At 73.2% G+C, this 13,605-nt stretch carries 15 protein-coding genes; 9 read left to right on the forward strand and 6 right to left on the reverse strand.

All coding sequences use genetic code 11. The features are described 5' to 3' along the window. Positions 1-54 precede the first annotated feature (54 nt). Entirely contained in the window at positions 55-1,089 is a 1,035-nt protein-coding gene (gene glpX / locus GQ466_RS02565) for a class II fructose-bisphosphatase (RefSeq protein ID WP_161101132.1), read from the reverse strand. 171 nt (positions 1,090-1,260) lie between these two features. On the opposite strand from glpX, the gene GQ466_RS02570 reads away from it, so the two are divergent. Then, entirely contained in the window at positions 1,261-1,902 is a 642-nt protein-coding gene (locus GQ466_RS02570) for a TetR/AcrR family transcriptional regulator (protein WP_161101133.1), read from the forward strand. A 20-nt stretch (positions 1,903-1,922) separates the two neighbouring features. After that, the gene (locus GQ466_RS02575; protein WP_337193290.1) at positions 1,923-2,522 is read left to right on the forward strand and encodes a DUF4245 domain-containing protein; all 600 of its coding nucleotides are present in this window, start codon (positions 1,923-1,925) and stop codon (positions 2,520-2,522) included. Here the strand turns inward: GQ466_RS02575 and GQ466_RS02580 are convergent. Continuing rightward, positions 2,519-2,740 (reverse strand): exodeoxyribonuclease VII small subunit, encoded by a 222-nt coding sequence (locus GQ466_RS02580; RefSeq protein ID WP_161101134.1) that lies wholly within the window; start codon positions 2,738-2,740, stop codon positions 2,519-2,521. The genes GQ466_RS02575 and GQ466_RS02580 overlap by 4 nt on opposite strands. A 10-nt stretch (positions 2,741-2,750) precedes the next feature. Further along, positions 2,751-3,962: an exodeoxyribonuclease VII large subunit gene (gene xseA, locus GQ466_RS02585; RefSeq protein WP_161101135.1), complete on the reverse strand. Its 1,212-nt coding sequence runs from the start codon at positions 3,960-3,962 to the stop codon at positions 2,751-2,753. 74 nt (positions 3,963-4,036) lie between these two features. On the opposite strand from xseA, the gene GQ466_RS02590 reads away from it, so the two are divergent. Together GQ466_RS02590 and GQ466_RS02595 are read left to right on the forward strand one after the other, a co-directional pair. After that, a complete protein-coding gene (locus tag GQ466_RS02590; RefSeq protein WP_337193291.1) occupies positions 4,037-4,453 on the forward strand; it encodes a MarR family winged helix-turn-helix transcriptional regulator in 417 nt (138 codons plus the stop codon). Positions 4,454-4,466: 13 nt separating this feature from the next. After that, positions 4,467-5,678, forward strand: coding sequence for an MFS transporter (locus GQ466_RS02595; RefSeq protein ID WP_161101136.1), 1,212 nt, complete (start codon positions 4,467-4,469; stop codon positions 5,676-5,678). Here the strand turns inward: GQ466_RS02595 and GQ466_RS02600 are convergent. Next, positions 5,662-6,369 (reverse strand): DUF8129 domain-containing protein, encoded by a 708-nt coding sequence (locus tag GQ466_RS02600; protein WP_161101137.1) that lies wholly within the window; start codon positions 6,367-6,369, stop codon positions 5,662-5,664. The two genes, GQ466_RS02595 and GQ466_RS02600, sit on opposite strands and share 17 nt — an antisense overlap. Positions 6,370-6,603: 234 nt before the next feature. Between GQ466_RS02600 and GQ466_RS02605 the strand changes: the two genes are divergently transcribed. Continuing rightward, a complete protein-coding gene (locus GQ466_RS02605; protein WP_161101138.1) occupies positions 6,604-7,584 on the forward strand; it encodes a 4-hydroxy-3-methylbut-2-enyl diphosphate reductase in 981 nt (326 codons plus the stop codon). 4 nt (positions 7,585-7,588) lie between these two features. Here GQ466_RS02605 and GQ466_RS02610 read toward each other — a convergent pair whose 3' ends face one another. Together GQ466_RS02610 and GQ466_RS02615 are read right to left on the reverse strand one after the other, a co-directional pair. Further along, positions 7,589-8,104, reverse strand: a complete 516-nt coding sequence (locus GQ466_RS02610; RefSeq protein WP_161101139.1) for a DUF6542 domain-containing protein — start codon at positions 8,102-8,104, stop codon at positions 7,589-7,591. A 56-nt stretch (positions 8,105-8,160) separates the two neighbouring features. Further along, positions 8,161-9,438 (reverse strand): DNA recombination protein RmuC, encoded by a 1,278-nt coding sequence (locus tag GQ466_RS02615; protein WP_161101140.1) that lies wholly within the window; start codon positions 9,436-9,438, stop codon positions 8,161-8,163. 138 nt (positions 9,439-9,576) lie between these two features. Between GQ466_RS02615 and GQ466_RS02620 the strand changes: the two genes are divergently transcribed. From GQ466_RS02620 to GQ466_RS02635, 4 genes are all read left to right on the forward strand, one after another. Next, on the forward strand, positions 9,577-10,584 hold the full coding sequence (locus tag GQ466_RS02620) for an alpha/beta hydrolase (protein ID WP_161101141.1): 1,008 nt from the start codon (positions 9,577-9,579) through the stop codon (positions 10,582-10,584). Positions 10,585-10,616: 32 nt separating this feature from the next. Beyond that, entirely contained in the window at positions 10,617-11,708 is a 1,092-nt protein-coding gene (gene ychF / locus GQ466_RS02625) for a redox-regulated ATPase YchF (protein ID WP_161101142.1), read from the forward strand. Positions 11,709-12,146: 438 nt separating this feature from the next. Next, positions 12,147-13,154 (forward strand): conjugal transfer protein, encoded by a 1,008-nt coding sequence (locus GQ466_RS02630; protein ID WP_161101143.1) that lies wholly within the window; start codon positions 12,147-12,149, stop codon positions 13,152-13,154. 150 nt (positions 13,155-13,304) lie between these two features. Further along, positions 13,305-13,568, forward strand: coding sequence for a hypothetical protein (locus tag GQ466_RS02635; RefSeq protein ID WP_237417671.1), 264 nt, complete (start codon positions 13,305-13,307; stop codon positions 13,566-13,568). The last annotated feature ends 37 nt before the right edge of the window (positions 13,569-13,605 follow it).

Genomic DNA, 13,605 nt, shown 5'->3' on the forward strand with positions numbered 1-13,605 from the left:
GCGCCCACCCGCACCGCCGCCGCGCGGTGTTCCCCCGCGCGGCGGCGGCGCTCGCTAGACCGCCGCGTCGAAGTTGATCGCGCTGTAGGCGCGCAGCTTCTCCAGCTGGTGCTCGCTCGTCACCTGGCGGATCGTCCCGCTGCGCGACCGCATGACCAGCGAGTGCGTCGTCGCGACGCCCTTGCCGTACCGGACGCCGTCCACCAGCTCGCCGTCGGTGATCCCGGTGGCCGCGAAGAACGCGTCCTCGGACGTCACGAGGTCGTCGGTGGTCAGCACCCGGCCGAGGTCGTGTCCGGCCTCGACGGCCTTGCGGCGCTCGGTGTCGTCCTGCGGCCACAACCGGCCCTGGATCACGCCGCCGAGCGCCTTGATCGCGCACGCCGCGATGATGCCCTCGGGCGTGCCGCCGATGCCGAGCAGCAGGTCCACGCCGGTCCCGGCGCGGGCCGCCATGATCGCGCCGGCGACGTCGCCGTCCAGGATGAACTTGATCCGGGCGCCCGCCTCGCGGACCTCCTTGACGATGCCCTCGTGCCGGGGCCGGTCCAGGATGACGACGGTCACGTCCTCGACCGACGACCCCTTGGCCCGCGCGACGGCGCGGATGTTGTCGCCGATCGGACGCTCGATGTCCACCGCGTCGCGCGCCTCGGCGCCCGTGACCAGCTTCTCCATGTAGAACACGGCCGACGGGTCGTACATCGACCCGCGCGGCGCCACCGCGAGCACGGCGATCGCGTTGTTCATCCCGAGCGCGGTGAGCCGGGTGCCGTCCACCGGGTCGACCGCGACGTCGCACTCGGCGCCGGTGCCGTCGCCGACGTGCTCGCCGTTGAACAGCATCGGGGCGTTGTCCTTCTCGCCCTCGCCGATCACGACCACGCCCTGCATCGACACCGTGTTGATCAGTTGCCGCATCGCGTTCACGGCCGCGCCGTCGGCGCCGTTCTTGTCACCGCGCCCCACCCAGCGGGCGGCGGCCATGGCCGCCGCCTCCGTCACCCGGACGAGTTCGAGCGCCAGGTTGCGGTCCGGCGCGGACGGCTCGGTGGTGAGGGGGGAGGAGACGGTCGTTTCGTCGGACATGACGTCGCAGCCCTTTCGGTCGTTGTATCCAGAATTCTCCGCAATGTCCGGCCCGGGTCACAAATTGGACCAGACCAGGGACACGGCGTGACCGCCGCCGGGCGGGCGCAGAACTCCGGCGACGGGTACAGGGATCGTTTCCCCGCGGGCGAGGGCGTAATCTCAGCACTCATGAGCAGCGACATCGACGTGCCGCCCGCCGGAGTGGACGAGCCCGCGCAGCGCACCTCCGACCGGGGCGCCGCCACCCGCACCGCCCTGCTGAACGCGGCGCGGGACGTGTTCTGCGAGGCGGGCTTCGCGCAGGCCGCCGTCACCGACATCGTGGCGCGCGCGGGCGCCAGCGTCGGCAGCCTCTACCACCACTTCAACGGCAAGGCCGACCTGTACCTCACGCTGTTCGACGAGTTCCAGGCGCGCCAGCAGGAGCGCACCCGCGAGGCGATCACGACCGTCCGCGACGCGGGCGAGACCGACCCCATGCGCCAGTTCCTCGCCGGCGCGAACGCCTACCTCGACGGGTCGCTCGGCGAACGCGAGGTCGCGCGGCTGTTCATCTCCGGCGACGGCCCGCCCGGCTTCGACCGCGTCATGCGCAAGCGCCTCAAGCGGTGGGCGCGCCGCAACGCCGCGCTGTTCCACACCGACGACGGCGGCGTGGACGAGGCGCTCGTCATCGTCCTGACCGGCGCGATGGCGGGCGCGGTGTCGGAGGTCGTGCAGGGCGACGACGAGGACGCGTCCCGGCGGCTCGCCGACGAGATGCTGGCGATCGTCGCGACGATCCGGAACCCGCGTACCGAGCAGCGCTGACCGTGCGCGATGCTTGAGGCGTGAGCGACACGACCGAGAAGCCCGCCCCCGAACGGCCCGTCGTCGAGGTCAACCCCGGCGTCTACAAGCGGCTGACCACCGGGCTCGGCGGCTTCACGCTGGCGATGGCCTGCTGCCTCGTGCTCGTCGGCGCGATCTACCTGATCACGCCGCGCAGCGACAAGGAGGTGCTGCCGACCGTCGACTACTCCGGCCAGCTCCTCGCGATGCGCAGCGGCGCGCCGTTCACCCCGTACGCGCCGCAGGGGCTGCCGTCGACGTGGCGGCCGACGAGTTCGCGCGTCGACGGGCTCGGCCTGAAGGGCAGGCCGGTCGCGTGGCACCTCGGGTTCGTGACGCCGTCCGACCAGTACGCGGCGGTCGAGCAGAGCAACGAGAACGCCGGCGCGTACGTCCCGCGCATGACCAACAGCAAGACCCCGACGGGCTCGCGCACGGTCGCGGGCGCGACGTGGCAGACGTACCACCGCAAGGACAAGAAGGCGAACTCGCTCGCCCGGACGCTCCCCGGCGGCGTCAGCATCGTCGTCACCGGCACCGCGAGCTATGACGAGCTGGCCGTCCTCGCCGCAGCGCTGAAGCCTCAGCCCCGCACCTAGAACGGCGCGCCGTCGTTCTCCGGCTCGGGCGACGCCGTCGCGGCGGCCAGCCGGGCGCGGGCGCCCTCCAGCCACTCCTCGCAGATCGCCGCCAGGCGCTCGCCGCGCTCCCAGAGGCCGAGGGAGTCCTCCAGGGTCAACCCGCCCGCCTCCAGCCTCCGCACGACGTCGGTCAGCTGGTCGCGCGCCTGCTCGTAGGTGAGTTTCTCGTCGGCCACGCACCCCACCCTAGGGCGTGTCCGGCGCGACGGTGACCGCGATGCGCCCGTCCGCGAGCCGGACCAGCAGCCGGTCGCCCGCCGCCACCTCCGACGCCTCCCGGACGATCCCGTCGTCGTCGCGCTGCACGATCGCGTAGCCCCGGCGCAGCGTCGCGGCGGGGGAGAGGGCCAGCAGGCGCGCGCGGGTGTGGGCCAGCTCGTCGGACGCGCGGTACAGCGCCCCGTCCAGGCACCGCCGCGCCCGGTCGCGCAGCGCCGCGACCTGCTCGGACTGCCGCTCGATCTCCCGCACCGGGTCGGCCAGCGCGGGCCGCGACCGCATCCCGCGCAGCCACGCCGTCTCGCGCTCCAGCCCGCCCGCGATGACCCGGCGGCCCCGGTCGCGGAGCTGGCGGACGAGCTGGATCTGCTCGCGCACGTCCGGGACCGTCCGCTTGGCCGCGTCGGTCGGGGTGGACGCGCGGACGTCCGCCACGAGGTCCAGCAGCGGGCTGTCCTGCTCGTGCCCGATCGCGCTGACCACCGGCGTCCGCGCCGCCGCGACCGCGCGGACCAGCGCCTCGTCGGAGAACGGCAGCAGGTCCTCCATCGAGCCGCCGCCCCGGGCGATGACGATCACCTCGATCTCGGGGTCGGCGTCCAGCTCGCGCAGCGCCTCCAGGACCTCCCGGACGGCGTGCGTCCCCTGGACGGCCGTGTTCCGCACCGCGAACGCCACCGCGGGCCAGCGTCGCCGCGCGTTGCGCAGGACGTCGTGCTCGGCGTCGGAGTCGCGCCCGCAGATGAGCCCGATCTTGCCGGGCAGGAACGGCAGCGGCCGTTTGCGCTCCGGACGGAACAGGCCCTCGGCCGCGAGCACCTGCTTGAGCCGCTCCAGCCGGGCCAGCAGCTCGCCGACGCCGACCGGGCGCACCTCGATGGCGCTGAGCGAGAACGTGCCCCGGTTGATCCAGAAGTCCGGCTTGGCGTGGACGACGATGCGCGCCCCGTCCACGACCGCCGGACCCGCCGCCTCGAACACCGCGCGCGGCCCGACGAGCCGGACGGACATGTTCGCGACCGGGTCCCGCAGCGTCACGTAGACCGTCCCGCCCCGGGCGTTGAGGTCGGTGATCTGGCCCTCGACCCAGATGCGGCCGAGTCGTCCGATCCAGCCGCCGACCGCCTGGAGGACCGTCCGGACGGGCACCGGCGACTCCGCCGTCGTCTCCATCGCCATGCGCCCCACCCTAGGGCGTTTGAAAACTTAGTTGAGCTAACTTAGTATGGCTAAGTAACTACGAGGAGAGGCCCGTGACCGACCGCGAGATCGCCGAGACCCTCAACCGGCGCCTGCGCGACATGGTGCTCACGCTCCGGCGCATCACCGCCGACCAGGAGATCACCAGCCAGCAGACGTCGGTGCTCGGCTCCCTGGAGGACGGGCCGCGCCGGATGACCGACCTGGCCGCCGAGCACGGCGTCCGGCTCCCCACCATGACCGCGCAGGTCAACCGGCTCGAACGCGACGGCCGGGTCGTCCGGGGCCGCGACGCCGCCGACGCCCGCGTCGTCACCGTCGAGTTGACCCCGCACGGCCGGGACGGCCTGCGCGCCGCCCGGGAGCGGCGGGTCGCCCTCCTCGCCGAGCGCGTCGCGGCCCTCCCGGCCGCCGACCGGGACGCCCTCGCGGCGGCCCTGCCCGCGCTCGGCCGCCTGTTCACCCCCTGAAAGGACGGTTTCCATGCACGTCCAGTCGCCGCTGCTGCGGCAGCCGCTGTCGGTGTGGGCCACCGCGTTCGCGGCCGTCGTCGCGTTCATGGGCATCGGCCTGGTCGATCCCATCCTCCCGGCGATCGCCAAGAACCTGGCGGCGTCGCCCAACCAGGTGTCGCTGCTGTTCACCAGCTACTTCCTGATCACGGCCGTCGCGATGCTCGTCACCGGCTGGGTGTCCAGCCGCATCGGCGGCAAGCGGACGCTGCTGATCGGGCTCGCGCTCGTCGTCGTGTTCGCCGGGCTGGCCGGGACGTCCGACACCGTCGGGCAGCTCGTCGGCTTCCGCGCGGGCTGGGGCCTCGGCAACGCGCTGTTCGTCGCGACCGCGCTCGCCGTCATCGTCGGCGCGGCCAGCGGCGGCGCGGAGTCGGCGATCATCCTCTACGAGGCCGCGCTCGGGCTCGGGATCTCGCTCGGCCCGCTCGTCGGCGCGCTGCTCGGCGACATGAACTGGCGGTACCCGTTCTTCGGCACCGCCGCGCTCATGGCGATCGGCTTCCTGCTGATCACGACGCTGCTGCGCCGGACGCCGAAGCCCGCCGCGAAGACCTCGCTGACGGCGCCGATCCGCGCGCTGCGGCACGGCGGGCTGTCCACGACGGCCTTCAGCGCCCTGTTTTACAACTACGCGTTCTTCACGGTGCTCGCGTTCACGCCGTTCGTGCTGGACATGGACGCGCACGGCATCGGCCTGGTCTTCTTCGGCTGGGGCGTGCTGGTGGCGCTGTCGTCGGTGTTCGTCGCGCCCCGGCTCCAGCGGCGGCTTGGAACGATCCACGTCATGTACGCGGCGCTCGTCCTGCTCGCCGTGTTCCAGCTCGGGCTCGCCGTGTTCGGGCACGGCGGGATCGTCGCCTGCACGATCCTGTCGGGGATCCCGATCGGCATGAACAACACCGCGTTCACCGAGGCCGCGATGGAGGTGTCCGACAGCCCCCGGCCCGTCGCGTCGGCCGGGTACAACTTCGTCCGCTGGCTCGGCGGCGCGGTCGCGCCCTACGCCGCGACCAAGCTCGCCGAGCACCTGAACGCGTCGGTGCCCTACGTGGTGGGCGCGGCGTGCTGCGCGGCGGCGATCGGCGTCCTGGGAGTCCGCCGCCGCCACCTGACAGCCCTGGAACGCGTGGACATCGACCACACGTTCCAGGACGTCCCGGCCGTCAGCCCTGGCCGTTGAGCTTGATGATCCGGTTCTCGTACATGCGAACGACGTCCGGCCGGGCCGCGTGCGTGCGCTCGTACTCGCGCAGCAGCTTCACCTGCTCCACCGACAGGCCGCGCAGCCGGGCGCGGAGCTGGGGGATCGTCGCCGCGTCGTAGTCCGGCACCGGCAGGTCGGCGGACGCGATGCCGCGGCCCGACTCCTCGACGGCGGCCGGCGGGACGGGCTCCACCTCGGCGGACGGGGCGGGCTCCACCGCCGTCCCCGGCTCGGGCACCGGGCTCGGCGACGGCGTCGGCTTGGGGGCCGGACGCGGCGCGGGCTCGTTGCCCGGCTCGGGCGCGGGCTTGGCGGCGGGCGCGGCGCCGGGCTTGCCGACGGAGATCTCGCGCTCGTCCGGGCGCGGCGCCGGCCGGCGGGCCGGAGCGGGCTCGGGTTCGCTGTCGGCTCCGCGCACCCGCTGCGTCACCTGCTCGACGACCTTCCCGGCCGTGTGCTGCACGTCCCCGCGCAGCCGGCCGAGCACCGGGCGGACGCCGCCGCCCTCGGTGATCTCCTTGTAGTCCTGCGTGACACGGTCGCTGAGGAGCAGGGCGCGGCCGACGCCGAACATCGCCAGCCGGACCGCGTGCAGGGGCAGGTCCCGGATCTGCTCGCCCACGGTGTCGCGCACCTGCTGCTTGATGCGACGCGGCGATCTCGTCATCGTCTTCCCTCCTCGCCCGTCGATACCGGACCGTACGGACGACGTCGTCTCTCCGCCCACAACTCTGCCCCATCAGTGGGAGGACGGTCACCCCGGGTCAACGGGTTTCTGGCCGAACTGTACGTGCGCTGGGTCACATTTGCGGGCTTCACCTGTGCTTTGCCCGGGCCGCGCGGCGGGTCAGGGACGACGTCGGCCGCACCGGCGCCGCAGGGCGTTCCGTACGATGGGGGCATGACCTCCACGACCGAGCGCCGCGTCCTTCTCGCCAAGCCGCGCGGCTACTGCGCCGGCGTCGACCGGGCCGTCCAGACGGTCGAGATCGCGCTGGAGAAGTACGGCGCGCCGATCTACGTCCGCAAGCAGATCGTCCACAACGTCCACGTCGTCCGGACGCTGGAGGACAAGGGCGCGATCTTCGTGGACGAGACCGAGGAGGTCCCCGAGGGCGCCATCGTGGTGTTCTCCGCGCACGGGGTCGCGCCGGTCGTCCACGAGGAGGCCGCCGGGCTGAGCCTGCGCACGATCGACGCGACGTGCCCGCTCGTCACCAAGGTCCACAAGGAGGCCGTCCGGTTCGCCGCGCAGGACTACGACATCCTGCTCATCGGGCACGAGGGCCACGAGGAGGTCATCGGGACGACCGGCGAGGCGCCCGACCACATCCACCTGGTGGACGGCCCGGACGACGTCGCGAACGTCGAGGTCCGCGACCCCGACAAGGTGGCGTGGCTGTCGCAGACCACGCTGTCGGTCAGCGAGACCATCGCGACCGTCGAGAAGCTGCGCGAGCGGTTCCCGAACCTGCTCGACCCGCCGTCCGACGACATCTGCTACGCCACCCAGAACCGGCAGGTCGCGGTGAAGGAGATGGCGGCGCAGGCCCAGTTCGTGATCGTGGTGGGCTCGCGGAACTCGTCCAACTCGGTGCGGCTGGTCGAGGTCGCCAAGGAGCACGGCGCCGACGACGCCCGCCTCGTGGACTACGCCGACCAGATCGACCCGGCCTGGCTGGAGGGCGTCACCACGGTCGGCGTGACCAGTGGCGCGTCGGTGCCGGACGAGCTGGTCCAGGACGTCCTGGCCTGGCTGCGCGACCGCGGCTTCGGGACGGTCGAGGAGGTCGAGTCCGTCCAGGAGCGGATGCGGTTCTCGCTGCCCAAGGAGCTGCGCCGCGACCTGCGCGCCCCGCTCCCGATCGTCTCGACGGGCTGACCGCTCAGTCCACCTCGGCGTGGTGGGACGGCGGCTCGCGGCGGCGGGTGTCGTCCCAGCGCACCGGGTCGGCGTTCTCCTCCTCGTGGAACAGGCGCAGCCCGGCGAGGCGCTTGCGCAGCTCGCGGAACTGGCGCAGCAGCCCGCGCGGCACCCCGACGACGAGGACGAGCACCGTCCCGGCGAACAGCCACGGTGCCGTCGCCGCCAGCGCGGTGAGCAGCGCCACCGCGATCGCGCGCAGCGGCGCGTCCTCGCCCGCGTTCAGCACGACCGCCGCCGTCGCCGTCGCCGCGAGGAACACCAGCGGCGGGCTCACCGCCAGCGTCAGCAGGTCCACCGGCCGGGTCAGCAGCGCGGCCAGCGCGCAGCCGAGCAGGAAGCCGAGGCCCGCGAGCAGGCCCGTCCCGTCGGCGAGCAGCGCGCCGGCCAGCGCCGCCGCGTAGATCGCCACGATGCCGCCGCGCCCGGTGAGCGTCACCGCCCCCCGCGCGGGGCCCGTGCCGTCGCTCGCCCGCACGCGTCCTCCTCCGGTCGCCCCGGAGTCGCCGGAGGCGCGGTCCGCCGTCGGTGCCGTCATCCTCGATTCTCCCGCCGATCGCCTTGCTCGGGAATGGTCCGTCCGGTGGAGACCGCCGGGTCGCCGGTCAGCTCGGCGGCCGACAGGGCGCGCGGGGCGTCCTCGACCGGCGCGGGGGCGTCCAGGGGGGCGTCCACCACGCCGAGGTCGTTGAGCCGCCGCGCGGTGACGAGCACCCGCGTCTCCAGGGAGCCGACCGTCCGGTTGTAGGACTTGATCGCGGTGGTGAGGCCGCGTCCCAGCTCGTCCATGCTGCGGCCCATCGCGCCCAGCCGGTCGTACAGTTCGCGTCCCAGCTCGAACACCGCGCGGGCGTTGCGGGACAGCGCGGCCTGCTGCCACGCATAGGACGCCGTCCGCAGCATCGTGACGAGCGTCGTCGGGGTCGCGAGGTGGACGCGGCGGCGCAGCGCGTACTCCAGCAGCCCGGGGTCGCGGTCCAGCGCGGGCGCCAGGAACGCCTCGCCGGGGACGAACAGCACGACGAACTCCGGCGTCGGGCTGAACGCGCGCCAGTACGCCTTGGCGGCGAGGCGGTCGACGTGGTCGCGGATGTGGCGGGCGTGCGCGTCGAGGCGGTCGCGCTCGCGGGCGGGGTCGTCGGACGCGGCGGCGTCCAGGTAGGCGGCCAGCGACACCTTGGAGTCGACCACGATGTTCTTGCCGCCCGCCAGCCGGACGACCAGGTCGGGGCGGACGACGCCGTCGGCGGCCTGGGCGCTCGCCTGCTCGTCGAAGTCGCAGTGGTGGGCCATCCCGGCCAGCTCGACCACGCGGCGGAGCTGGAGTTCGCCCCACCGGCCGCGCGCCTCGGGGCGTTGCAGGGCCCGGACGAGCGTCCGCGTCTCCCCGCGCAGTTCCTCGGAGCTGCGCCGGACGAACTCGACCTGCTTGGCCAGCATCGCGTGGGACTCGCGGCGGCCCGTCTCGACCTCGCGCAGCTGCTCCTCGACGCGGGCGAGCGTGTCGCGCAGCGGCGCCACCAGGTGCTCGACGGCCGTGCGGCGCCGGTCCAGGTCGCCCGCCGCCTCCGCCCCGGCCGCCTTCAGCCGGGTGTCGGCGAGGTCCAGGAACCGCTGGTTGCTCGCGTCCAGGGCCTTGGCCGACAGCGCCTCGAAGCGCTCGGCCATCCGCTCCTCGGCGTAGGCGAGCTTCTCCTCGGCGCTGCGGGCCCGGGCGATCAGGGCCCCCTGACGCCCGGTCGCGACGGCGAAGCCGAGCGCCGTGCCGAAGGCGGCCCCGACGAGCAGCGCGACGAACAGCCCGACATCCATCCGTTCATCGTGACAGCGGGTGCGGGACGGGACGGACGCGACGCGCCGGGATGTGACGGAGGCGGTTCATGAGACCGGGTGTCCAATTGGCTCGCATAGAGTGCAGAATGCCGTTCAGTTTTCCGGTTGGAGGCGTCCATGGCCGTCACGTCGTCCCGTATCCGTCCCGTCGCTTCCACGCCCGCGCAGCGGCGCGTCGCGCGGGCGCTCGCGCTGGAGCCCGGCCTGCCGCCCACGGCCCGGGCGCGCGCCGCGTCCCGCGTCATCCGGCTCGGGCTGCGCTCGGTCTGGGAGCACGGGCCGGACGGCGACGCCGGGATGCTGCTCGTCCAGCGCGCCACCGCGCTCCTCGCGCGGTTCCAGCTCGTCCCGCGCGGCGTGACGATCACCCCGCAGGACTTCGGGCGCGGCGCGAGCGAGTGGGTGCGGGCCGGGGCGCCGGACGAGCGCAAGGTCCTGCTCTACCTGCACGGCGGCGGCTACTTCTTCGGCGGACCGCGCCTGTACCGGCCGTTCGCGTGGCGGCTCGCGGCGGCGACGGCGCGGCCCGTCCTCATGCTCGACTACCGGCTCGCGCCCCGGCACACGCCCGCCGACGCGCTCGACGACGCCGTCGGCGCCTACGAGTTCCTGCTCGACCGGGGGTACGCGGCGTCCGACATCGTCGTCGGCGGCGACTCGGCGGGCGGGCACCTCGCGCTCGCGCTGCTGCTCGCGCTCCGCGACCGGGACCGTCCGCTGCCCGGCGCCGCGTTCTTCATCTCGCCGTGGGCGGACCTGCTGTGCGAGGCGGACTCCCACCGCGACAACGCCCGCACCGACGCGCTGATCCCGGCCGCGCGGCTGGCGTCGGCCGGACGGTCCTACTGCGAGGCGCACGGCGGCGTCGCCGACAGCCCGCTGCTCGCGCCCGGCCGCGCCGACCTGACGGGCCTGCCGCCGTCGCTGTTCATGGCCAGCACGACCGAGATCCTGCGCGACGACGCCCGCACCGCCGTCGCGCGCGCCCGGGCCGCCGGGGTCGACGTCGTCCACCAGGAGTGGGACGGGCTGGTCCACGTCTTCCCGGTGTTCGCCGACTACATCCCCGAGGGCCGGGCCGCCTTCCGCCACATCGCCGAGTTCCTGCGGGGCGCGGGGGCCTGAGCCTCGCCCGGCGGACCCTAAACTGGTCCGCCGTGAGCCTCTCCATCGGAATCGTCGGACTGCCCAACGTCGGCAAGTCCACGCTGTTCAACGCGCTGACCAAGAACGACGCGCTCGCCGCGAACTACCCGTTCGCGACCATCGAGCCCAACGTCGGCGTCGTCGGCGTGCCCGACCCCCGGCTGGACGGCCTGGCGAAGCTGTTCGACTCGCAGAAGATCCTGCCGGCGACGATGGAGTTCGTGGACATCGCGGGCATCGTCAAGGGCGCCTCCGAGGGGCAGGGGCTCGGCAACAAGTTCCTCGCCAACATCCGCGAGACGGCCGCGATCTGCCAGGTCATCCGCGTGTTCGACGACCCCGACGTCACCCATGTCGACGGCGACGTGGCGCCCTCGCGCGACATCGAGACGATCAACACCGAGCTGATCCTCGCCGACCTCCAGACCATCGAGCGCGCGCTGCCGCGCCTGGAGAAGGAGGCGCGCACCAAGAAGGACAAGGACCAGCTCGCCGTCGTGGACGCGGTCGTCGCCGCGCGCGAGCTGCTCGACGGCGGGACGACGCTGTTCGCGGGCGCCGCCGACGCCGGGATCGACCTCGCGCTGCTGCGCGAGCTGCACCTGCTCACCGCCAAGCCGTTCCTCTACGTCTTCAACCTGGACGAGGACGAGCTGACCGACGACGCCGTGCGCGCCCGGCTGCGCGACCTCGTCCACCCCGCCGAGGCGATCTTCCTGGACGCCAAGATCGAGGCGGAGCTGATCGAGCTGCCCGACGCCGAGGCGCTGGAGCTGCTGCAGAGCCTCGGGCAGGAGGAGTCGGGGCTGTCGCAGCTCGTCCGGGTCGGGTTCGCGACGCTCGGCCTGCAGACCTACCTCACGGCCGGGCCGAAGGAGGCGCGGGCGTGGACGATCCGCGCGGGCGCCACGGCTCCCGAGGCGGCGGGCGTGATCCACACCGACTTCCAGCGCGGCTTCATCAAGGCCGAAATCGTGTCGTACGACGACCTGATCGCGGCCGGGTCGATGGCGGCGGCGCGGACGGCGGGCAAGGTCCGCATCGAGGGCAAGGACTACGTGATGCGCGACGGCGACGTGGTCGAGTTCCGGTTCAACGTGTAGCCGTCGTTGCGGCCGTGCCGGGACGCCGGTTTCGGTTATCGGTTTTCGTGACGTCCGGAAATGGCGCTGACCTGCGTCGATGTCATTTCGGAGTCGTGTGTTGCTTGTCCGAAATGTCTTATTTCTAACTTCGTGTTCGGTTGTCGTGGCGCGCCGTCCCGCCGGGGACGGGGGCGCTCCGCGCCGTTCGTCTCCGGACCGCTCCGGCACGTCGTTCGGAGTCCGGGGAAGGGGTTCGTCACCGTTTGGCACTCGTCCCTGTTCAGAGCGGAATCGAATGCGTTATCCACAACCGCGCGGCGGGGCTGTGCTTTGCCGCGATGCGCTGGAAGAATTGACGTTCGTGGTTAGTCTGGCCCGAGATGGGGTCGGACGAACCGTTCCAACGGAAGCGGGCATCGGGGACGCGCCGGCCCGGGGCGAGGTGCGAGCGGAGGCATGATGGCGCGCAGGTCGGCCGTACGGGACGGCCGCAGGACCGCCGAGGCGGACGAGCCCCGGACGGACGGGTTCGACCCGTCCGACGGCGCCTTCGACCCGCCCGAACCGCGCCGGGGCCGGAACCGGGGCGGCCGGTGGGGCGGCTCGGGCGGCCGGTGGTGGGTCTGGCTCGGCCGCGCCGTGCTCTGGGCGCTGATCATCGTGATCCTGGTGAACGGGGTGCGGGCGCCGTTCGAGCGGTTCACCTCGTCCGACAAGCCGTCGGCCGGACGCGCCGCCGCGCCCGGCAAGGGCACCGACTTCCCGGCGAGCGCGGCGGGCGCGTTCGCGCTGCAGTTCGCCGGCGTCTACCTCAACTACGACCAGAAGGCCGGGCCCGCACGCGAGGCGCAGTTGCGCGGCTTCCTGCCGGACGGCAGCGACGGGCAGTTCGGCTGGAACGGGATCGGGAAGCTGCAGGTCCAGTCCGTCCAGGTGGCCGGGGTGGACGCGCGCGACGACCACAACGGGACCGTCACGCTGCTGGCGCGCAGCCAGGACAAGTGGTTCCGGCTCGCCGTGCCGGTCTACGCCGCGAGCGCCGACGCGATGGTCGTGTCCGGCCGGCCCGCGCTGCTGCCGCCGCCGGGCCGCGCGACCCTGCCGACGACCGGGGTTCGGGACCGCGACACCGCTTTGGAGGACGAGCTGACGCCCGTCCTCGCCAAGTTCTTCCCCGCCTACGCCCAGAGCGACCAGGCGTCGCTGTCGCGGTTCGCGGCCGGTCCCGCGCTCACCGGGCTCAACGGCTCGGTCACGTTCGTGCAGGTCCGGGGCGTCATCGCGCCCAAGGGGCAGCCGGGGGAGCGCGTCGTCACCGCCACCGTGGCCTGGCAGGTCCCGGCGACCGGCGGCGGCGCGGGCGGCGGCGAGCTGGAGCAGGACTACCGGCTCGACATGATCAAGAAGTCCGGCAACTGGTACGTCCGGGACGTCCGGGGCGTGACCGAACCGAGCGCGCCATGACCGGCCCCCCGGCCGGTCGGCGCCGTGCTGACCGGCGCGATTCCCGTCACCGGGCGCCGGTCCGGCACCATGGTCCTCGTCCCCTGCGGGGCACCGTCCTCCCGACCACCGGCGACCCAGGAAGGTAGGCAGTCGATGCTGCACCACATCATGGCGTCGATTCCCCATGAGGTTCTGGCGGCGCCGAACGACGAACTGAAGACCGACCAGCTCGCCGACTGGCTGCGGGGCATCTTCGGACCGCTGTTCCTCGTCATCGTCTCGATCGTCGCGATCTTCTTCCTCTTCACCCGGGAGATCACGCGGTTCGTCCAGTTCATCGTCCTCGCGATCGGCATCGGAGTGGTCTTCTATGTGCCCAACATCATCGAGACGACGGCCAAGGCGATCGCCAAGGCCCTCGGTGTCGACTGACCCGAGCTGACCGGCGGGGTCCCGGCGGGCGGGACGC

This window comes from Actinomadura rayongensis, from assembly GCF_009831215.1.
Classification (GTDB): Bacteria; Actinomycetota; Actinomycetes; order Streptosporangiales; family Streptosporangiaceae; genus Spirillospora; species Spirillospora rayongensis.